At 42.8% G+C, this 19,688-nt stretch carries 27 protein-coding genes and 1 pseudogene; 8 read left to right on the forward strand and 20 right to left on the reverse strand.

All coding sequences use genetic code 11. The features are described from left to right. Positions 1 to 17: 17 nt before the first annotated feature. From ACN222_RS28180 to ACN222_RS28190, 3 genes are all read right to left on the reverse strand, one after another. Complete coding sequence (locus ACN222_RS28180; protein ID WP_010999825.1) at positions 18 to 341, reverse strand: hypothetical protein; 324 nt, start codon at positions 339 to 341, stop codon at positions 18 to 20. Then, on the reverse strand, positions 341 to 1,705 hold the full coding sequence (gene dnaB / locus ACN222_RS28185) for a replicative DNA helicase (protein ID WP_010999826.1): 1,365 nt from the start codon (positions 1,703 to 1,705) through the stop codon (positions 341 to 343). Before dnaB ends, ACN222_RS28180 begins: the two co-directional genes overlap by 1 nt. An 87-nt stretch (positions 1,706 to 1,792) precedes the next feature. After that, entirely contained in the window at positions 1,793 to 3,127 is a 1,335-nt protein-coding gene (locus ACN222_RS28190; RefSeq protein WP_126987696.1) for a helix-turn-helix domain-containing protein, read from the reverse strand. 150 nt (positions 3,128 to 3,277) lie between these two features. Here ACN222_RS28190 and ACN222_RS28195 point away from each other — a divergent pair. Next, a pseudogene (locus tag ACN222_RS28195) lies at positions 3,278 to 3,901 on the forward strand (cytosolic protein); the annotation flags it as partial. Positions 3,902 to 4,046: 145 nt separating this feature from the next. Then, on the forward strand, positions 4,047 to 5,255 hold the full coding sequence (locus tag ACN222_RS28200) for an RNA-guided endonuclease InsQ/TnpB family protein (RefSeq protein WP_010994068.1): 1,209 nt from the start codon (positions 4,047 to 4,049) through the stop codon (positions 5,253 to 5,255). 48 nt (positions 5,256 to 5,303) lie between these two features. On the opposite strand, the gene iscB is transcribed toward ACN222_RS28200, so the two are convergent. After that, positions 5,304 to 6,587, reverse strand: a complete 1,284-nt coding sequence (gene iscB / locus ACN222_RS28205) for an RNA-guided endonuclease IscB (protein WP_010999829.1) — start codon at positions 6,585 to 6,587, stop codon at positions 5,304 to 5,306. 268 nt (positions 6,588 to 6,855) lie between these two features. On the opposite strand from iscB, the gene ACN222_RS28210 reads away from it, so the two are divergent. After that, positions 6,856 to 7,164 (forward strand): hypothetical protein, encoded by a 309-nt coding sequence (locus ACN222_RS28210; RefSeq protein WP_010999830.1) that lies wholly within the window; start codon positions 6,856 to 6,858, stop codon positions 7,162 to 7,164. A 43-nt stretch (positions 7,165 to 7,207) separates the two neighbouring features. Here ACN222_RS28210 and ACN222_RS28215 read toward each other — a convergent pair whose 3' ends face one another. The 13 genes from ACN222_RS28215 to ACN222_RS28275 form a co-directional block, all read right to left on the reverse strand. Next, positions 7,208 to 7,633 (reverse strand): alpha-ketoglutarate-dependent dioxygenase AlkB family protein, encoded by a 426-nt coding sequence (locus ACN222_RS28215; RefSeq protein ID WP_010999831.1) that lies wholly within the window; start codon positions 7,631 to 7,633, stop codon positions 7,208 to 7,210. Then, on the reverse strand, positions 7,570 to 7,809 hold the full coding sequence (locus ACN222_RS28220) for a hypothetical protein (RefSeq protein ID WP_231865584.1): 240 nt from the start codon (positions 7,807 to 7,809) through the stop codon (positions 7,570 to 7,572). Before ACN222_RS28220 ends, ACN222_RS28215 begins: the two co-directional genes overlap by 64 nt. Next, on the reverse strand, positions 7,806 to 8,438 hold the full coding sequence (locus ACN222_RS28225; RefSeq protein WP_010999832.1) for an MT-A70 family methyltransferase: 633 nt from the start codon (positions 8,436 to 8,438) through the stop codon (positions 7,806 to 7,808). The genes ACN222_RS28220 and ACN222_RS28225 overlap by 4 nt, the downstream gene beginning before the upstream one ends. Next, positions 8,435 to 8,674 (reverse strand): hypothetical protein, encoded by a 240-nt coding sequence (locus ACN222_RS28230; protein ID WP_010999833.1) that lies wholly within the window; start codon positions 8,672 to 8,674, stop codon positions 8,435 to 8,437. Before ACN222_RS28230 ends, ACN222_RS28225 begins: the two co-directional genes overlap by 4 nt. A 297-nt stretch (positions 8,675 to 8,971) precedes the next feature. Next, positions 8,972 to 9,226: a hypothetical protein gene (locus ACN222_RS28235; RefSeq protein WP_010999835.1), complete on the reverse strand. Its 255-nt coding sequence runs from the start codon at positions 9,224 to 9,226 to the stop codon at positions 8,972 to 8,974. A gap of 87 nt (positions 9,227 to 9,313) precedes the next feature. Further along, a complete protein-coding gene (locus ACN222_RS28240; RefSeq protein WP_010999836.1) occupies positions 9,314 to 9,673 on the reverse strand; it encodes a hypothetical protein in 360 nt (119 codons plus the stop codon). Between the two features lie 28 nt (positions 9,674 to 9,701). Then, entirely contained in the window at positions 9,702 to 10,013 is a 312-nt protein-coding gene (locus tag ACN222_RS28245; protein WP_010999837.1) for a hypothetical protein, read from the reverse strand. Between the two features lie 60 nt (positions 10,014 to 10,073). Continuing rightward, positions 10,074 to 11,012 carry a hypothetical protein gene (locus tag ACN222_RS28250; protein WP_010999838.1) on the reverse strand — a complete coding sequence of 313 codons (939 nt, stop codon included), beginning with the start codon at positions 11,010 to 11,012 and terminating at the stop codon, positions 10,074 to 10,076. 24 nt (positions 11,013 to 11,036) lie between these two features. After that, a complete protein-coding gene (locus ACN222_RS28255) occupies positions 11,037 to 11,495 on the reverse strand; it encodes a DUF1392 domain-containing protein (protein ID WP_010999839.1) in 459 nt (152 codons plus the stop codon). A gap of 21 nt (positions 11,496 to 11,516) precedes the next feature. Next, positions 11,517 to 12,350, reverse strand: a complete 834-nt coding sequence (locus tag ACN222_RS28260) for a hypothetical protein (RefSeq protein WP_010999840.1) — start codon at positions 12,348 to 12,350, stop codon at positions 11,517 to 11,519. 105 nt (positions 12,351 to 12,455) lie between these two features. Continuing rightward, entirely contained in the window at positions 12,456 to 12,653 is a 198-nt protein-coding gene (locus tag ACN222_RS28265) for a hypothetical protein (protein ID WP_010999841.1), read from the reverse strand. After that, positions 12,646 to 12,960 carry a hypothetical protein gene (locus tag ACN222_RS28270; RefSeq protein ID WP_010999842.1) on the reverse strand — a complete coding sequence of 105 codons (315 nt, stop codon included), beginning with the start codon at positions 12,958 to 12,960 and terminating at the stop codon, positions 12,646 to 12,648. Before ACN222_RS28270 ends, ACN222_RS28265 begins: the two co-directional genes overlap by 8 nt. Positions 12,961 to 13,074: 114 nt before the next feature. Then, the gene (locus ACN222_RS28275; protein WP_010999843.1) at positions 13,075 to 14,079 is read right to left on the reverse strand and encodes a hypothetical protein; all 1,005 of its coding nucleotides are present in this window, start codon (positions 14,077 to 14,079) and stop codon (positions 13,075 to 13,077) included. Positions 14,080 to 14,289: 210 nt separating this feature from the next. On the opposite strand from ACN222_RS28275, the gene ACN222_RS28280 reads away from it, so the two are divergent. The 4 genes from ACN222_RS28280 (at position 14,290) to ACN222_RS28295 (ending at position 17,838) form a co-directional block, all read left to right on the forward strand. Next, positions 14,290 to 14,616, forward strand: coding sequence for a helix-turn-helix domain-containing protein (locus tag ACN222_RS28280; protein WP_010999844.1), 327 nt, complete (start codon positions 14,290 to 14,292; stop codon positions 14,614 to 14,616). A gap of 66 nt (positions 14,617 to 14,682) precedes the next feature. Further along, a complete protein-coding gene (locus ACN222_RS28285; protein WP_010999845.1) occupies positions 14,683 to 14,865 on the forward strand; it encodes a hypothetical protein in 183 nt (60 codons plus the stop codon). 4 nt (positions 14,866 to 14,869) lie between these two features. Then, complete coding sequence (locus tag ACN222_RS28290) at positions 14,870 to 15,250, forward strand: hypothetical protein (protein ID WP_010999846.1); 381 nt, start codon at positions 14,870 to 14,872, stop codon at positions 15,248 to 15,250. Positions 15,251 to 15,657: 407 nt separating this feature from the next. Next, positions 15,658 to 17,838: an NHLP family bacteriocin export ABC transporter peptidase/permease/ATPase subunit gene (locus tag ACN222_RS28295; protein WP_199315954.1), complete on the forward strand. Its 2,181-nt coding sequence runs from the start codon at positions 15,658 to 15,660 to the stop codon at positions 17,836 to 17,838. A 272-nt stretch (positions 17,839 to 18,110) separates the two neighbouring features. On the opposite strand, the gene ACN222_RS28300 is transcribed toward ACN222_RS28295, so the two are convergent. After that, complete coding sequence (locus tag ACN222_RS28300) at positions 18,111 to 18,242, reverse strand: hypothetical protein (RefSeq protein WP_269083609.1); 132 nt, start codon at positions 18,240 to 18,242, stop codon at positions 18,111 to 18,113. 213 nt (positions 18,243 to 18,455) lie between these two features. Between ACN222_RS28300 and ACN222_RS28305 the strand changes: the two genes are divergently transcribed. Continuing rightward, positions 18,456 to 18,590 carry a hypothetical protein gene (locus ACN222_RS28305; RefSeq protein WP_269083610.1) on the forward strand — a complete coding sequence of 45 codons (135 nt, stop codon included), beginning with the start codon at positions 18,456 to 18,458 and terminating at the stop codon, positions 18,588 to 18,590. Positions 18,591 to 18,751: 161 nt separating this feature from the next. On the opposite strand, the gene ACN222_RS28310 is transcribed toward ACN222_RS28305, so the two are convergent. Beyond that, positions 18,752 to 18,886: a hypothetical protein gene (locus ACN222_RS28310; protein ID WP_269083611.1), complete on the reverse strand. Its 135-nt coding sequence runs from the start codon at positions 18,884 to 18,886 to the stop codon at positions 18,752 to 18,754. A gap of 497 nt (positions 18,887 to 19,383) precedes the next feature. After that, positions 19,384 to 19,518 carry a hypothetical protein gene (locus tag ACN222_RS28315; protein ID WP_269083612.1) on the reverse strand — a complete coding sequence of 45 codons (135 nt, stop codon included), beginning with the start codon at positions 19,516 to 19,518 and terminating at the stop codon, positions 19,384 to 19,386. Positions 19,519 to 19,688 lie beyond the last annotated feature (170 nt).

Genomic DNA, 19,688 nt, shown 5'->3' on the forward strand with positions numbered 1-19,688 from the left:
TAGAGAAACCGTGTTGATCAACAATTGCTGGGTGTTGTCCAACTCGATGTGGGCGATCGCCGTTTGCTTTCAACAAGAAGGGCAACTTGAGAAATATCTGTGCGGATGCAATGAGGACAGTTGCATATCGCAATACTTGAGCATAGTCGGGTATGTTTTAGCATCCAACTATTGGCAGTAGTCAAAAACTCTCCAATCACTAATGGCGTACCCCAACGCTTTTCACTTAAACACAGTACCCAAATAACCAAGTGTTCTGGAGTAAAAATATATTGCAGTGGGACTTCATAGCCATTGGGTTGAAACACTAGGTAATTGCCGTCTAACTTCCAGTAATTCATTAAAATCCTCGACCACGAGACAAATTCTTGAACTTGGTAAACTGATGATCCAGCAGAAGCTTTGCAGTACCAGTTGGCCCATTCCTCTGCTTGCGGATGATTAACTCAGCGATGCCACGATCAGGGGTATCAGGGTTATAGATTTCATCGCGGTAGAGCATGATGACCACATCACTGTCTTGCTCAACTTGTCCACTGGAGCGCAAATCACTGAGTATGGGTCGTTTATCGTTACGGCTCTCAACTTCGCGGCTTAACTGAGACAAAGCTAATACTGGGACATCCAAATCCTTGGCGATGCGTTTGAGTCCCCGGCTGATTTGGGCCACACGCTCAGTCATATTTACTTTTGAGTCCACCAGCCCCTCGGCCATCAGTTGCAGGTAATCCACAATGACAAGTCCAACGCCACCATAGGCAGAACTGGCACGGCGGATTTGGCTACGAATATCGCCCAGAGTGGGACAAGAATCGTCGTTGATAAAAATGGGTAAATCGCTTAGGTGACAAATCGTTTCACTCAACGGTTGCCACTGGTTATCAGAAAGTCGTCCACTGTCAAGGAAACTGTTCTCAATGCCAGATTCACTGGAGAGAAAACGCTGCACATATTCGTCAGTAGTCATCTCGACGCTAAAAATCGCAACAAGCTTGCGGCTGTTTCGGGCGATATGCAGCGCGATATTCCCCGCCAAAGCAGACTTACCAACAGAAGGACGAGCAGCCAGGACGTACAAACGTCCTTTGCGAAGTCCTCCACCCAGCAAAGTGTCCAAGTCATAAAATCCAGTGGGTAGCGCTGGGGAAACAGTACCCAAGTGACGGGCTTCAATTTCACTGAAGGTATTGGCCAAAGAATCAGAAATGTGAACTAAATCAGCTTCGGAGTTCTCGGCGGTAATGCCATAAACTTTTTGTTCAGCTTGGTCAAGAACTACAGGTAAATCAGTTTCAGTTTGATAGCCAAGGTGGACAATTTCATTGCCTGCTTTAATCAGCTGTCGTCGTTGGTATTTCTCCATGACTAAATCGGCTAAGGCATCGATGTTGATAGCTGACACAGTGCGGTCTACTAGGGTGGCCAATTTACTGCGCCCACCAATGCGGAATAACAGTCCATGATCTGACAACCAGTTGGTAATCGAAAGCAAATCGGTGGGTTTGCCTTGCCCGTAGAGTCTATGCGCGGCTTGGTAAATATCTTTGTGAGCGCCAACGTAAAATGCTTCAGAAATTAAGCGATCGCCTATTCTACTCATGGCTTCTGGGTCAAGCATGATACCGCCGAGTATTGCTTCTTCAGCTTCAATGCTTTGCGGGGGTAAACGGTCATTACTGGGTGTAAAGTCTAAATCTTGCGTCATAGTTTTTCTCTGTAAAAATTTAGGATTCAGGGTGAATGAGCAACAAAGAGGTGGTTGAGAGATTTTTCTTCTGTACCTCGGTTTTTTTCAAGCCGCTTGTTGATGTAAATAGGCATACATTTGGGGATGATTTGTTTCTAACCAGCTCAACCAGTTAGTCGTCGCGCCTGTGTGTTGTTGGTCATATCGGGTAGTGAATTGTGCGATCGCGCTTTCCCTTCCGACTCGATCTACAAGGTCTAGCAATTCGTTAAACGTGCCTTTGTGCCAGTCAAGGGAGCGAGAGGAGTAATAGCCAATTGGTTCGTCGTTAGCTTTAGAGTCAGGGTTTGCAGTGTTTTGGGACTCCACAACTTTTGACCAATAGCCCAGCAGTTGCTCCAAACCGACCTTGCTGTTTTCCCAACTGCCAATGGATTTGATGACCGTGGGAATCTTCATTTGCCAACTGGTCTTGTCCCAATCGGCTCTTTCTTTGGCAATCAACTCGACAAGCTGGCGATCGCAAGTCTGATAAACCTTGTCTCTGGTGAGTGTGCGCCAGGGGAAACGCCAAGAACGTAATTTGATTTCGTTTTTGTAGACGGAGGGTAATGACTCAGATGCCATAATGCCGGGGTCAAGTAAGACCTGGTTAAGTAAATCCTCAACCGACTGAAATTTAATTTGGGGCTGTTTATTCGCTTGTTCGGCTTTATCGAATGACCCCGCCGGAATGTTTGGTCTGGATGAGGGATTTTCGGTTTGAGGTAAAGACTCGGATTTGTTTAACAACGAAGTGAGAGATTTAGGGGTGGGTTGAACTTGGTTTTGTGGTGAAGTTAATTCAGATTTTTCTTCAAACACACATTCCTGGGTGGGGGGTGCGCCGGGTTTAGGGGGCGCTTTTTCTATGTGTTTTTCTTCTAATTGTTTTTCTTCTAATTGTTTTTTTATATGAGGGGTGGATGCTCCAACGTTGGATAGCCCACCGTTGGGTGAGCCACCGTTGGGTAAGCCACCGTTGGGTGAGCCATCGTCGGACAACCCACCTATGGATAAACCATCTATGGGTGAGCCATCATCGGATGATCGACCTATGGACGACTTACTTGTGGATAAGTGATTTTCAAGGAAAAACTGTGTGTCTTCTTTGCTGGTAAAAATATAGTATTGCCAGTCGAACTTACCATTGTTTGGGTTATGTTCTTGGACTCTAACTAAGTAGTCGTTTTGTTCAGCATTTTTGATAGCACTACGAATTTTGTCTCGTTTGTATCCTAAATACTTTTCAATGACTGAAAAGCTAATATCAAAGTTTTCATCGTGAGAAGCTACCCAACAAATTAATCTAAATGTTGAATCAGTGAGATTGTAATCGCGTATTAAACTATTAGGAATTGCTGTGAACTGTTTGGATGGTTTACCATTACGAAATCCCATATACTTCTCCTTGAGTTACTGTCTCGTGGTATATTTATTCCGAAGCTGTGTTAAAGCTTTAAGTAAAAATCATTCAAAATCTCATTGATATAAACACCAACCGCCCTCAGTTGTGGTAAACAGCATGAGGGTTTTATTTCACTTTTTTTTATGACTAATAAAACACCTAAAACTGAATACGATTCGCCTTGGAAGCAGATGTTGCAACTGTATTTTCAGGACTTCATGCAATTCTTCTTTCCCCAAGCTCATGCTCAAATTGATTGGAGTCGTGGTTTTGTATTTCTAGATAAAGAATTGCAACAGGTAGTCCGCGATGCCGAGTTAGGAAAACGACTGGTTGACAAATTGGTGAAAATTTATCGCATTGGGGGTGAAGAATCTTGGTTGTTGATTCATGTTGAAGTTCAAAGCCAAGAAGAAGACGATTTCCCCAAACGGATGTTTGTTTACAACTATCGAATTTTCGACCGTTATGATCGCTCTGTTGCATCCTTAGCGATATTGGGAGATGACAACATTGAATGGCGACCAAATCAGTTTGGGTACGATTTGTTTGGCTGTAAGGTTGATTTTCAGTTTCCTGTAATCAAGCTGTTAGACTATTAGCAAAGGTTGTCGGAGCTAGAAGCCAGTCGTAACCCCTTTGCTACGGTCGTAATGGCTCACTTAGCGGCGGTACAAACCCGCAGTGATAGACTAGAACGTAAGCAGCAGAAGCTAGTTTTAGTTAAAAGACTGTATGAGCAAGGGTCAGGGCGAGACGATATCATCAAAAGCTCCCAGGAGACTCCTACTTGCCTAATTTACGAGCCGTGAAGCGTAAAGCCCCCGTATTTTTAATCGGGGGATATAAGCGAATGACCGAATTTATTCGGTCGTAACATGGTATAATTACGTCAGAGAGTTTGACGTAAAAATGCTAGTATTTGAGACAAAACTTGAAGGAACAAACGAGCAGTATCAATTGCTGGATGAGGCGATTAAAACTGCTCGTTTTGTCCGCAATGCTTGCCTCCGGTACTGGATGGACAACCAAAACATCGGCAGGTATGATTTGAGTGCTTATTGCGCTGTCCTTGCTGCCAATGAAAACTTTCCGTTCGTTGCCAAACTCAACTCTATGGCTCGACAAGCTTCTGCTGAAAGAGCGTGGAGTGCAATTGCTCGGTTTTTTGACAATTGCAAGCAAAACAAAACCGGGAAGAAAGGTTATCCACGCTTTAAAAAAGAACAGACGCATGGGAGTGTTGAGTATAAAACTAGCGGCTGGAAGCTTAGTAGTGACCGTCGTTATGTCACTTTTAGCGACGGATTTAAAGCAGGAACTTTCAAACTCTGGGGAACTCGTGACTTGCATTTCTACCAGTTGAAACAGTTCAAGAGGGTGCGGGTTGTGCGTCGTGCCGATGGGTACTACGCGCAGTTTTGCATTGACCAAGAGCGAGTAGAAAGGCGAGAACCAACGCTTAAAACTATTGGGCTGGATGTGGGATTGAACCATTTCTTGACCGATAGCGAAGGCAATACAGTTGAGAACCCTAGACACTTGCGTAAAAGCGAAAAGTCTCTCAAGAGATTGCAACGCAGATTGTCTAAAACCAAGAAGGGTTCTAACAACAGAGTCAAGGCAAGAAATCGCTTGAGTAGAAAACACCTTAAAGTAAGTAGGCAGCGTAAAGACTTCGCCGTAAAGTTGGCGAGGTGCGTAGTCCAGTCTAGCGACTTGGTAGCCTATGAGGATTTGCAGGTGCGGAACATGGTCAGGAATAGACATCTTGCCAAGTCGATTAGTGATGCAGCGTGGACGCAGTTTCGGCAATGGGTTGAGTATTTCGGCAAAGTGTTTGGTGTAGTGACTGTTGCAGTCCCACCCCATCACACTTCGCAGAATTGTTCCAACTGTGGCGAAGTAGTGAAAAAGTCGCTGAGTACAAGAACTCATGCTTGCCCTCACTGTGGACATATTCAAGACAGGGATTGGAACGCTGCACGGAACATACTTGAACTAGGACTACGTACTGTGGGACACACAGGATCTCAAGTCTCTGGAGATATCGACCTCTGTTTGGGTGAGGTAACTCCTCCAAATAAGTCGAGTCGTGGAAAGAGAAAGCCCAAGAAGTGATTCTTGGAATCCCCCGTTTTCTAAACGGGGGAGGATGTCAAAAATACCCTATATGGCATAAGCGTAACCATCTTTTTTGTGAATAGTTTTACAATATTTATGGGAGATACCTTGGATTAATCCTTGTACAGTTGAGATGTTAAAACTACCTGTGGCACGAGTGGCGATCCTACCAATATAAGTCCCAATTTTTTTACCTTTAGTAACAACAGCTTTGACAATATCTCCAGTTTGAAATCCAAAATGAAATTTAGTTCTAGAGCAATGTCGAATAGGAAATCCATACTTATCGGTACGACATGATTGCCTTGTACCATGACCATTGGCAGTAATTAACAATAGTCTAATACCTTTGATTTTGAGTATTGGTGTTGATGCACCAACGCAACAAGCGTCGAGCCAGTGAGATTTATTTAATCCCTGTTGGGTTCTGTTAAATTTAGTTAATCCACCAGAACCAATTTCTACTGGTAAGCCAGTAGATTTTAAAACCTCTAATAATGCAAATCGAGTTGTATTAACTGCTGCTGCATCTGCAAGTGACTTTTTAGTTAATGCCAGAATCTTCTCTAGTCTTGATTTATCTTTTTTAAGAAAATTCTTGATATCTTGAGTGCCTTTTTTAAGGTTACATTTTTCACAACTGAGTGTAAGATTTGTGATGGAGTTTGACCCACCCTTACTTTTCGGATGTATGTGTTCAATTTGAAGCGGGACATCTTTAATCCCGCAATAAGCACATTCTCTATTCCACTTTTCAAGGAAATACTGTCGAGTTTCAAAACCAGCCAAAGTGCCTTGCTGATACTCTTTACCTTGAATATCTGGGTGGCGAATTAACTGCGTGTCAAACTTTACTAATTCTTGACTAATGGCTGTGATTGGTGCAACTTTCCTTAACCTATTTACCCAAGTTTTGATATTTTCAACTCGACTTTGCAAGCTTGGTGCTAACCATCCTTGGGGTCTGGTTCTATTGAAAAATCTGGGTTGGCGATATCTGGTTTTTCTACTCCTTCTACTCCTACGTAATTGTCTTCTAGAAGTTAACGCATCTCGGATGGCAAATCCCCTGTGCTTTAATTCAGCAGCAAATACAACTTCACCATTAACATCGTTTACCAATGCTATACCTGTGTATTTTGCTCCAGGATCGAACTTTAACCTGAGTGGAGATACAGTAGCATCTGTATATGATTCTTTCACAACAATTGTAAAAGGAAAGCGTCTAAAAACTGCTGCTTTTCCTCTCTTTAGTAATTGCCTTGCTTGTGCTGGGTGAATTGGATTTAATGATCTTTTTTCGTTATCAATTACAAATACTTTGCACATGATATGCCTCCAATTGCTTGGGTAATGTTAGCCTAGACAATGATTTAAAGGCTTTTTACGCTAACAGCACTGGCTTAACCCATTCAACCTGTTTAACTATTAGCCCTAGTGCTGGGAACTGGCTACGCATTCCCAGGTAAGATGACCTTAAAATCGTAGTGCGCGAAACACTTAGTCGGGTAAACTCTGGGCTTTGAAAGCCCCCACTATATTGCTTTTAGCAATCCGTGGTGGGTAGTTTACAAACTTATTCCGATTTATTGATTGGATGATGACCCTACCAGAACAACTAGAGTTAGAATTTTGGCAAGAATACCGAGACTTTGAGGAGTCTAAACTGATGCAATATGTTACTTCGGTTGAACGATTTGGTATCCAGAAGGGATTATTAAAAGGCATAGCTTTAGGATTAAAACTCAAATTTGGAACATCTGGACAAAACTTATTACCTGAAATTGAGCAGATTGAGGATGTGAATTTACTCGAATCAATCTTGTCAGCAATAGAAACAGCAAATACTGTCGATGAATTGCGTTCTATCTATCAGACAGCAGATGACACTCCAAGAGGAAATTAGGGTCTTAATTTGCTGGTAATTTCTTCTTTCAACTAACAATTAGTTAGAACTTTCCTCCTACGTGTGGTCGAAATGTTAGGTTAATTCGCGTGGTGACAAATTTGGTTGTCTTCGGAACCTGATGTACGTGAGTAGTTTGGCAACCGGGAAGCATGACCAACAAACTCCCATGCTCCAACCAAAAATCAGTAGGCTTACCACCGATAGGCTTTAGCTGAAACTTCCGCGCCGATCCCAAACTGATTGATGCAATCGCCGGCTCAATACCCATAGATGATTCCTTATCCGCGTGCCACCCTATACTGTCCTGTCCGCTTCTGTATTGGTTGCCGATGACGATGCGGAAGCTATAACCAGTAGCCGCAGTGATTTTGTCTCGCAACTTAGCCAAAGGTTCTGTCCAAGCTAGGGGTTTAAGCAGTACGCTATTGGAGTAGAGGTAATCACACCCCTCTCCCCATAAATGCACTCCAGGCGGGGAACAGGTATCGTTTTACCCAGCATCCTTATCTGGTTTTGTTGCCATTGCAGTTGTTGACAATGCTGATATAACTCGTCCGCCTCTGGCTTACTTAAAAAATCGGGGTAATAACGGACGGGTAAAACTGCTGTGGTTGGGTCATCGAATAGTAATAACTGTTTCATAACAGTACCTTTTCAGCTTTAACTAAAATCTCTTCATCACTTGCATCAAACAAATCCGCCTGATCGCCCCAACAGTCCCAGCCGTCCCTAGACTCTCGTGCGAATATTTCCAGCTTGGTCATATCTGGACAAAGTTTCTCCACCAGTTCAAAAAATTCTGGGGGTTTACGGGAATGCTCACGCCGGGGCGAGTGTAAGATTGTTGATTGGTTCGTGAGCGTTGGCGTTCCGCCCGTCGTAGACGTTTGCCCTGCAAAAGCTTTGACATTCCCACGAACAGCCAAAGCACAGTGTTCAGTCGAATTCCGCAACCAATGACCGACACCTAGATGTGTTTTCGTACCATCTTTGGTTACTTTCCCCCAAGTGAGAATAGTCTTGAGGTCAAAACCCCACCTCTGCAAGCATTGTGCAGCTTCAATCATGTGGTTATTGGTAAACCATAGCCACAGAACACAACCGCCAGCGTCGCATAAGTCGGGAATGGGCAGCGCCAGGATTTCAGGAGTTCGCATTGGCTGATAGGGGATGCGGTTGCGGTGAGTTTTGTCTTTAGAACGAAGTCTGTAGAACCAGGGCGGGTCGATGATGATGCACTGATACTGTCCTTGTAGAGTGGAAATTCTCATGCTGTCTCCTCGGATGGTCTAACAATTTGGGCGCTGATTGATTCAAAATCGACTTGGAAGATGTTTAAATCAGGAGTCAATTCGCCAGAGTTATAGCGGTCTGTAATGTACTGTTTTATGGCATCTTGTGATAACCCATCAGGGATATAAATATGAGCTTCACTCTTCACTTTTTCGACAATTTGAACAATGACTTTTATTTTGGCTTCTTTTTGAAAAATTCCGAGTTCTGTCATGCTTAACTCCAAAAATATTAAATGCAAACAGTTAGTTTCTTTAAAAGTACAGCGTATGATCCAATCCTCCTGTGTGAGTTATTGAGCCATCTTTAGAAATTTCCCCCTCGATGATATTTATCAAAACCTTTTCCGTCTTACTAGTGATAGTGGGAGATTTTGTTATGTAAGGAATAGCAGCCCTATCCAAATAATCTTGGCAAGAAGAATATCTATTGATTCCAGAAAGTAAAGGATAGTGAAAACCAGCAGTATCACTATAAAGAACTAATACCGATGCTGAATAAATTTTCATTTTTAGCAATCCTCATCATCTTCATGATCTAAAGAGCAATCGCAAGCAACATAAAGTGCTTCAATTGGAATTAAATTTTCTCGCTCTGGAAATATTTGGATATACAAGCTTCTTGATAAATTGCCTTCATCATTATAAATGCGGCAAGTGATAGGTTCGGCGTAGAAATTATCCAGGGCATAACCGCAGGCTGGACAACCGTTCGCTTTGGTAAATTGGCTTGCATCAGCTTCATGTTGGCAAAATGGACACCACATATTTGATATTTCCTCCTGTTAATTAAACTAATATTTGTAGCTAATAACTGACAACTAACAATTGACGGCTGATAACTGACGGCGAGTTTATTCAAAATCAGGAATAAAATGAGGAGCGATCGCTTTCTGTAGATTGACGGCAGTTAACATACTTTCTACGGAATCTAGATTGGCATTGCCACCGATAATTGTTTGCCTACCTGAATAAGTTCCATGCAACGTAAAATAAGATAAATACTGCCGAGCTTGTTTGTTTCCGGTAGTTGCAGCATCAGAGAGAAAATCGATAGCAATCAAATCAAGTATGGTTTTGTGTGGCCAATCGCTTAAAGAGTTATCACCGAGCCATTGAGCAACAGTTTCACTTAAGAAATAGCCGTAGTCTTGGTGGAATTTGTACGCAAGACTGATTTGTTTACCGATTTCGTTAATTTGTTCTTCTTTCATGGTTTTATCTGTTTCCTTGAAAACTTTTTTACAGTTCAGCTTTGAGTAACAAGCCCAAAGGAGTTAAGACCCAATAATTACCATGATCATCTTCAACTTCTTGCACAAATCCCCAATCTCGAAGCTCCTTCAAGACATCACTTAAAAATTCATCAATACCATCGCCGCCAAATCCACCACATTCAGCAATCATGGTAATAGTGCCTTGCATTTCGGTGTCGGCAAGAGCTTCTTGAGGTGAAGTGAGGATTTGAATCACATCCACATAAACTGTGCTGATAATACCTTGTTCATCATCGGTGGTAGTTGCTACTGTTTTTAAATCAAAAGGGATGATCATAAACTCTGGTGTTAAGTGATGGGTTTTGACAACTGATAACTGACAACTGACGACTATTTCTCATGCCGTTACTACAGCCTTTTTGAACGCCCCCGCCTGTCTGAGTTTCGCCGCAGGTTCAGGGTGTGCAAAGAACTCTTCAACAGCTTTCGTTAGCCCAGCCGCCACCGCAGGGTCATGACAAGCGTACACATAGATTTTTTGCTGAGTGCCTTGAACTATCCGCGTTTCCTGGCGATCGCCCAGATGTGGATAAAACGTCCGCACCCAAGTACCCAAATGCCCCCGATAGTGTGGGCCACTGGTAGGCACATTGCGACCTAGTTCACTCTCCGAGAAGTTGACAACACCAAGCCAGCGTTCTTCTGATGGGGTCAACATCTTGCGGTTATGTTCAGCCAAGAGATTAGCGGCGAAATCTTTCATCTGCTGTTCCATGTACGGGTTAAGTCGTCCGCCTGTGAGTTCAGCAAGCGTTTTCATGGACTGAACCAAGGTGTGCAAGCGCTGTTCGACTGGAGGAAGTGCGGGTACTGGGGCAGTGATAGGTTCTGGTTGCGTTGTGATTTTAGGCACTGACGCAACCAAATCTAAGATAATGGTTCTGACTTGGGCGGCAATTTCAGATTCACTCAACAACATTGCTATTCTGAGTGTGCCTAGAGGTGAAAATACCCTGGCTTGGGATGTTCGGGATGGTAGCTCCAAGTTGGAGCGAGCATCAGTTAAAGCTTTACCAGTTAGTTTTTTGGTTTCATGAGTCCGAAATTCCTTGCTGTTTCTCTCGTAAATATGCTTAATCCCTTGTATCGAATACTCAAAGTAATTGGCTAACTGGTCAACAGTAGCCCAGCCTTCTCCATTCCAAAGAGCAAAGACAATCGCTTTCGCTTTGCTGAGGATTTCTTGAGCGCGTGTATCATTTAAGTTGGAAATTGCAGATGTCCTTAAAGAAGGAGATTCAGTCAAAACATTTTGATTTAATGAGAGATTCATCATTAACTCCTTGCGAGAATATGTGTGTTAGAAAAGCACTCGAATTAAATCTCGTTCGCTAACTAACGCAAAGCGATTGGGTGTCGTCAAAGTTTGGGACAAAGTGGGTGACATCATTTCTACGGCGTAACACCAAGAATTATTTACCAGTTGAATTCCCACAATGAGCCGTTGCTTTGTTCCGTGAGGAAGACAACGCAGCATAACGCGATCGCCCAAACCAAAAGCAGGTTTTTTCAAATTGGTGGTTTGAGGATGTCCCAAAGGGATAATCTGATGCTTTGTTGCGCGTAAGATTTCTTGATTGCAGATAACTGTATATAGCCAGATATCGTAATGCCACTCAACACCACAGCAATAGCCGAATGTTCTAGTAGTTTTGAGGTACACTCTTTCTAACAAATTAGCTTCAGGAGGCAAAATCTTTTTATCACAAGGAGGAGAGAGATACCAATTTCTTTCGAGAGCAGAGATTACACAATTCATAAGTTTTAGCCAACTAAATATTTAAACTGTTTCTGATTTTGCTATTTGTACTTGCTGCATCCATGCCTTAATTGCAGTTAACTCATCAGCACCAGTAGCAACTACAGCAACTACCTGCTGCTGATATGAATGTTCAGCCTGATTGGAATTATCAACTTTGTCTGCTGCCCATCCTAAACACATGGTTTTTACCAGAGAATCAATCTTACTAATGGGTAATTCACTGGGGCTACTAACTTCTTGAAACTGCAAATATTCCTTGACCAAATCCAGAGGATAATTCAACAAAGTACGAATATATTTCACGCGCAAATCTTGAGGATGTGCTACAGATTTGGGTTGTGTTTGTTGTTCTGGCATTAGTGGAATAGATGAAAATGAACCACCCAAACGGGACTGAATTTCAGAAATGATTGAGAACCAATCAGCATTTGGGTTCCATTCGCTGCGAACTCTAACTTTACTTATTGCATCATAAAGCCGACAAAAGACTGTGTTCTCATCACCACTTGTAGCCGCAATAACTAGAGGCTTGGAAAAGTCATAAACTTGAGATGCTGCTAGTAAAAAGGTCTTAGCAAAATTGGTTTCTATGCCAGTTCTAATGATATATACTTCATCAGCAGAGACAACAATATCTAATTTAATACTGTCCTTACCTTTGTATTCTTTAGCAGTCACGCGCAGTTCTGATAAGTAACCAGTTAATCCTCTTTGCTGTACAGGGATGGGTTTATCTTGTTCGATATTGTAGTGATACCAGAGATATGTTTCACCACTTGATTCCCCATTTTTAACGTATAGATAAATGGGTTCAGGAGGATTACAAAGACCTAGTTTTATTTCTGTCATCATATTTTACCTCTACTGTGCAATAATAGATTTCCTGTAGTAAGATGCAGTGTTCAAAAATACTAGCGATCGCCCGAATTAATCACAGGCAAGTCGGGCGAGTTTCTTCTAATCGAAAGTATTGGCTGTATTAGCAGACTCTTGATTAGTTTCTAGCTCATCTTTGAGATAAGACAATGCAGTTTGAGCATCACCAATTTTTAAATCGGGATGATACTTAAGTGCTAAAAAGTCTGGGTGTTGAGCAATTTTAGATAACAGGTATTGACTAGCTTTAACTAATTCAATAAGGCTGATATTAGACATCAGTTAATCCTCCCAACTGTTCTTGAAGTGCTGTTATCTGCTGTTGATGCTCTTCAAGTTCTGCTTGCAACTGTGGCTGAAGTTCTGCAACAGAAAGCGTTTGAATTTGGTCGTCAAAGTAAGAGCGAACTTCTTCTGAGTTTTTGTCAGCCATCACCGTATAACGCCAGCCTGTACCGTACTCATAAGCCAAAAGAGTATCAGTAGCGTAGTATTGGATACCGATGATTAGCCCTTGCTTTGTGCGCTGTCCTAACGTGAATCTGGGGTATTCCCAGCCCTTGGGTATGCTAATAGTGGGTTGCATGATTTCGGTAAAGGTGAAGCTAATTGATGTTTTCTGTGGAAACGAGTAGGTAAGTGTTTATACTTGGAGCAACTAAACAGTCAAATTGAGTGGGCGACGAAGCCCACTTTTTGTTTAAACTGCCACTAATTCTCTGCTGCCCAAGACTGGTTCATACTCTCGCAATCTTTCCCACTGTTCAAATGTGAGCAAGTGAAAGGGTTTGTCTAGCATTTCCTCGCAAGACAAATCCTCAGATAGCAATTCAGGGACTATTTGCTGGGGTTCTAAAGAAGCTTGTACATAGCAGCAAAGGCCGTTCTTGTAGACAAATTCCACTAGTCTTTTGTCGTTGTGGTAAATCCCATCGTCAAGCAATTCCAAACCTAACTGTTCGCAACCAGTCGCAATCTGAGCCATGATTTCGTTTCCTGTGGTGCAGGGTTCTACAAATGCTTCTTGTAGTGGCAGTGTGCCTTGTTGGTACTGCTGCTTAACGTAGCTTTGGCATCTGGGGGCGGTAGTATCGCGGAAAATCTCTTGCCCGTTAATAATGACTCTCCAGTACAAGTCTTCGTGATTGTCGCAGTCAAAGCTAATGCTGGCTTTTAATTCCCCATCAGCAAATGCTTCTTGCTCATAGAAACAGATTTCAGCAATGGTGGGGACTTCTGAAATTTCACCTGGGATTGCTGGGTTGAGTGTCCCGTCCTTATGATGCCAGTCGATGAAGCGGTGGCATTGAGAAATAGCAAAGTGACGGAATTTTTCTTCACCATTTACCATAACTACCCAAGGCTGCATTACAAATTCGCTGTTGTCGTAGCTGATGTAGGCGATGAGTCTTTTTCCTGCGTAGACTTCACAGTGGTGAGGATTGATTTCTTGGGTGGTCAGTTCTTCGGGAGCTACAGCTTCGGCTTGGTCAGCAATGAAATTCTCTAGTTCGGCTTGGGCTTGCGCTTGTTCGTCAACTTTTTGAACTTGGGTGGACTGGTAGTCAGCGATCGCACTAATCCAAGAATCCTTACAGCGTTTGTCGCTTACCTCAAGGGTGCAGCCGATTTCGCTGTAGATTTGCTTGAGCCGGGCTATGGATTTCAGTTGCAAATGTTGATGAGTGTATGTAACGTGGGTCATAATGGAGATTCCTGTAAAGGTTCAAAAGACGACACGTTTGCTTACCAGGCTTGGGGTGTCGTCTTTTGTTATTATCATATTACCTACTATCAGTAGGTAATGCAATAGATAGATATATGATGGTTGGTTATCTATTGAGGTGCTTACAATAAATACTATTGATAGATAGACTACTAAAAGTAGGTTAATCTATCTATATGAATTCAAGTCATGCCTGTGGAAGTAAGACTTAAGGAAATTAGAAGCGAAAGAAAAATTTCGCAGAATGAACTAGCAAGACGGTTGGAAATGTCATTAGCTAATGTTCAAAAAATTGAATATGGCAAAGCAAAATCAATACCTTTGGATACATTGGACAAGTTATGTCAGATTTTGGAATGTGAAGTTGGTGATCTATTAGTCCGCGTACCTGACAGTGATGGTGGAAACTTTAAAAAGGAACAAAATGTAGTTCAAGTAGTTGATGAAGTCAAGGAAGACAAAATTAGTAGACTCAATTCAAAATCCACAAATGCAAGTGGAATGATTGCAGCATGAGTGTTACTGCTCTTAATTTAGTTAATCCTCTAGCATTAACATGAATTTTTTACATCGGAGTGGAGAATGAGTAGTGCTGAGAAACCAGAGTCGCGGCACGCTGCAACAGATCCTGAAAAGTGCCGCATTATGGAGAAAAAGTATGGTTGGAAACTGCTGAGGGTAGAACCAACCGGAAACAAGGTATTAAAAGTTGACTGTGTATTTGAAGGCGAAACGAAATTTCCTACTTACAAACAGGAGAATTAATGGTATGGGTAAATATATTATTTTCAAAGCTGAGTCAATGTCAGCAGAAGGTTGGGAGTCAAGGCGATTGGCTCATACTGAGGCTTATACCAGCATACTTACTGAACATTATGATTCTTCTAATTCTCCAATACCACAACCAGGATATAGACTCAGAGAATATCATCAAGTATCTAAGTTTGCAGATAAGCAGTTTCCTGATTCGAGTACCCACAGCAGAATCGGGGATTGGAAAGTGACTAGAGTTGAAGAATATACCCCAGAAATTCCCAATCATGATTTTGAGGTTGTGGTTATTTGTTACTGCCAATACTCCCCAGTAACTACTCCACTAGAGCCAATGCCAGAAATTCAGGTTTCCCAAGAGGAACTACAGGAAGTTTAGCGGAATTTGGGCAACAAGCGAACACTGATAAAAATTTTGTAAGCATGACAAACCCCCAAGTATTACTTTCCAGCAATCAATGGTGCAGTTAACGTCCACACCGGACTGCATCAAGCGATTCACGAACTGCGGCACGGGTCGGTGACTGAGGCGAAACAACTGCTGGCGCGGCAGATTGCGGTATTGGCGAATGTGCTGATGGTGCTGTAGGAGTGTGGGGATGGAGTGAGCCTTTTTGTTGTTATCTGTCCCTATTGTCAAAATTTGAATTTGGAATTGCTGCTTAACTGTGGCTTTCCGTTTTTCTTAACGCTATTTCTGATATGATTTAGCAACTAGATATTCATCATGTCGCCTAAAACTTACCACTTCATTAAGTGCGTGTCAAAACTCCCACTGTCATACAAATGGAAGCGGCCGAATGTGGAGCAGCTTCCCTAGCGATTATTCTTGCCTACTATGATAGCATTGTCCCCTTAGCCGAACTCCGCATTGAGTGCGGGGTTTCCCGTGATGGGAGCAAAGCCTCTAATATCATTCTTGCTGCTCGACGCTATGGAATGGTTGCAGACGGCTTTAAAGCAGAACACCTAGAACAACTCCAAGACTTAACTCCCCCCTACATCGTTTTTTGGAACTTCAATCATTTTCTGGTAGTGGAAGGATTGAGCAAACATTGGGTGTTCCTCAATGACCCCGCTACTGGTCCCCGCAGGGTTTCCTGGGAGGAATTTGACGAAAGTTTTACAGGGGTTGTCCTAGTGATGGAACCTGGTGCCGACTTTAACAAAGGCGGTCGCAAACCCAGTGTCATCTTAGGCTTGATAGACCGTTTGCGGGGTTCAATTGGTTCAATTTTATACTGCATTTTCGCCGGATTTTTCTTGGTGTTGCCCGGTTTAGCAATTCCGGTTTTCAGTCAGGTGTTTGTGGATCATGTTCTGGTGGAAAGTCGCACTGAATGGCTGCGTCCCCTAATTTTAGGGATGATTCTTACCACGGTGTTTCAAGGACTGCTGACACTACTCCGACTGCGCTATTTGAGAAAGTTGAGGATTAAGTTGGCTGTGGGAATGTCCACTCGCTTCCTGTGGCATATTCTGAGATTACCTGTGAGATTTTATGCCCAAAGGTATGCAGGAGAAGTTAGCAATCGCGCCAGTTTGAATAATAAGGTGGCTGAGGTGCTTTCCGGGCAATTGGCAACTACAGTTATTGATGTAGTTATGATCTTGTTCTACGCCCTAGTGATGTTTGCCTATGATTGGGTATTAACGTTAATTGGGATCTGTTTTACTGCGATCAATGGGTTAGCCTTGCAATGGGTTGCTAGACATCGCGTAGATGCAAATATACGTTTGATACAGGATTGGGGAAAAGCAACTGCGGTGAGTATTGCAGCGATTCAGAGTATCGAAACGTTGAAAGCATCAGCTTTAGAGTCGGATTTCTTTTCCCGATGGTCTGGATATTATGCCAAAGCTGTTAGCGCACAGCAAGATTTAGAAGTCACAAATCAAATATTAGGGATTTTGCCCATACTGCTGGCCTCTTTAACTTCGATGTTAATTTTAGTCGTTGGAGGTTGGCGGGTAATGGATGGGAATCTCAGCATTGGGATGTTGGTGGCATTTCAAAGCTTGATGCTGAGTTTTCAGCAGCCTGTCAACACTTTAGTAGATTTCGGTACTACTCTCCAGGAATTAGAAGGGGATTTAAATCGCTTAGATGATGTGTTAAGCAATTCCCTTGATCCAGAGGTGGAGATGGTAAGCAGGGAAGCAGGGGAGCAGAGGGAGCAGGGGAGAGGGGGAGATGAGGAGAAATCCAAAATCGAAAATCCAAAATCGAAAATCCAAAATTTGCAAGGTTATGTGGAGTTACGAAATATCACTTTTGGTTACTCTCATATTGACCCGCCATTGATTGAGGACTTCAGTTTATCGTTGCAACCAGGACAAAGAGTAGCGTTGGTTGGTGCAAGTGGTTCGGGGAAATCAACCTTGGCTAAATTAATCTGTGGACTTTATCAACATTGGGAAGGAGAAATTCTTTTCGACGGGATTAAAAGAAGCGAAATTCCGCGTCATGTGTTGGCGAGTTGTCTGTCGCTGGTAGAGCAGGATATCTTTTTATTTGGGGGGACGGTGCGGGATAACCTAACGTTATGGGATGCTACAGTTCCAGATGAGCAGCTTGTACAAGCTTGTCAAGATGCAGCTATCCATGAAGCGGTAATGGCAATTCCGGGGGGATATGATGGGGAATTGTTGGAGGGAGGGGCTAATTTAAGTGGGGGACAGCGCCAGAGGCTAGAAATTGCCCGTGCGTTGGTAAAAAATCCAGCTATTTTAGTAATGGATGAGGCGACATCTGCGTTGGATGCCCAGACAGAACAAATTATTATGGAAAATCTGCGACGGCGCAACTGTAGTTGCATACTAGTAGCGCACCGTTTGAGTACGATTCGCGATTGTGATGAGATTATTGTTTTAGAACAGGGGAAGGTGGTGCAACGCGGGACTCACGATGAGTTATGGCAAGAAGGAGGAGTTTATGAGCGGTTAATTCGTGCTGAGGAACGATAGCCGAATTTAGACCAACGGGGTGCCAGGTATCGAAATTGCCAAAAGCCACATAAAACCAATTCGCAATTAAACTAAGCCACTCACAAGGGGTGGGGTTTTTACTACCTTGCGATACAAGGACTGTTTCGCCCACCAGGGGCGAGGTTTTGAACCTTCACTTTTTGATAAATAGGTTAAAAGCCTATTGTTAAATCTTCTTAACAATGGGCTGAGGTGCTTTAGTGATAAGCTGATGAGGAAAGAATACCTAACCCCGACTGCTTACTCGTTTCTCACTCAATCATCCAAGTAGGTCCGCCAGCTACACTATCCAGATGTTTCAAGCTGAGTGGTTGAAGTTGTGAAAGTTTCTTGTCTTGGGCTTTTTGGGCTGTGTTGGTTTTCGTCTGTTGTTTATCGGTCATTGCTTTTCACCCATTTTTATTTAATTGGAATAAGAGATTTTCACAATTGCAGCGATCGCTCTGACTGTTCAGGGAACTCTCGTCACCCGCCATCCACGAGATTTTGAGCAAGCCCCTAAGTCCAGTATTTCATCAATTCTTAACAGATTGAGTCTGCCTTGAGCAAAGGTTACAGCGATTCTATCAGGGAGCAGGTCAAACTTGTCAGTTCAGGTGTACTATTTGTCTATGATCGCCTTAGATGACTCAGAACTTACGAAGCTCAAAGGTATTGTTCCACGATTCCACGATGAGTTATGGCAAGGAGGAGGAGTTTATGAGCGTTTAATTCGTGCTGAGAAACGATAGCCGAATTTAGACCAACAGGGTGCCAGGTATCGAAATTGCCAAAAGCCACATAAATTAAGTTAAAAGCCCATTGTTAAATCTTCTTAACAATGGGCTGAGGTGCTTTAGTGATAAGCTGATGATGAAAAAATACCCAACCCCGACTTCTTGTTTCTACAAGATCAGATCGCCCAAACAACAACCCGTCCGCCAGCTACACTATCCAGATGTTTCAAGCTGAGTGGTTGAAGCTGTGAAAGTTTCTTGTCTTGGGCTTTTTGGGTTGTCTTGGTTTTCGGCTGTTGTTGGTTGGTCATTGCTTCTACCTTACTTTTATTGAATTGGAATAAGAGATTTTCACAATTGCGATGATCGCTGTTGCTGTTAAGCAAATTCTAGTCATCCGCCATCCACGAGATTTTGAGCAAGCCCCTAAGTCCAGTATTTCATAAATTTGTAACCAATTGAGTCTGCCTTGAGCAAAGGTTACAGCGATTCTATCAGGGAGCAGGTCAAACTTGTCAGTTCAGGTGTACTATTTGTCTGAGATCGCCTTAGACGACTCAGAACTTACGAAGCTCAAAGGCACTGTTCCCCGATGAATTATGGCGAGGAGGAGTTTATGAGCGGTTAATTCGTGCTGAGGAACGATAGCCGAATTTAGACCAACAGGGTGCCAGGTATCGAAATTGCCAAAAGCCACATAAATTAAGTTAAAAGCCTATTGTTACATCTTCTTAACAATGGGCTGAAGTGCTTTAGTGATAAGCTGATAGGAAAGAATACCCAACCCCAACTTCTCATTTCTACAAGATCAGATCGCCCAAACAACCAGCATTCCGCCAGCTACACTATCCAGATGTTTCAAGCTGAGTGGTTGAAGCTGTGAAAGTTTCTTGTCTTGGGCTTTTTGGTCTGTGTTGGTTTTCGTCTGTTGTTTATCGGTCATTTCTTCTACCTCACTTTGATTTAATTGAAATTAACAAATGTTTACAATTGCGGCGATACCTTCGGTAAGCTTCGCTAACGCTCTTACTGTTCAGGGAACTCTCGTCACCCGCCATCCAAGAGATTTTGAGCAAGCCCCTAAGTCCAGTATTTCATAAATTCGTAACCAAT

It is taken from the genome of Anabaena sp. FACHB-595, from assembly GCF_048568275.1.
Taxonomy (GTDB): Bacteria; Cyanobacteriota; Cyanobacteriia; order Cyanobacteriales; family Nostocaceae; genus Trichormus.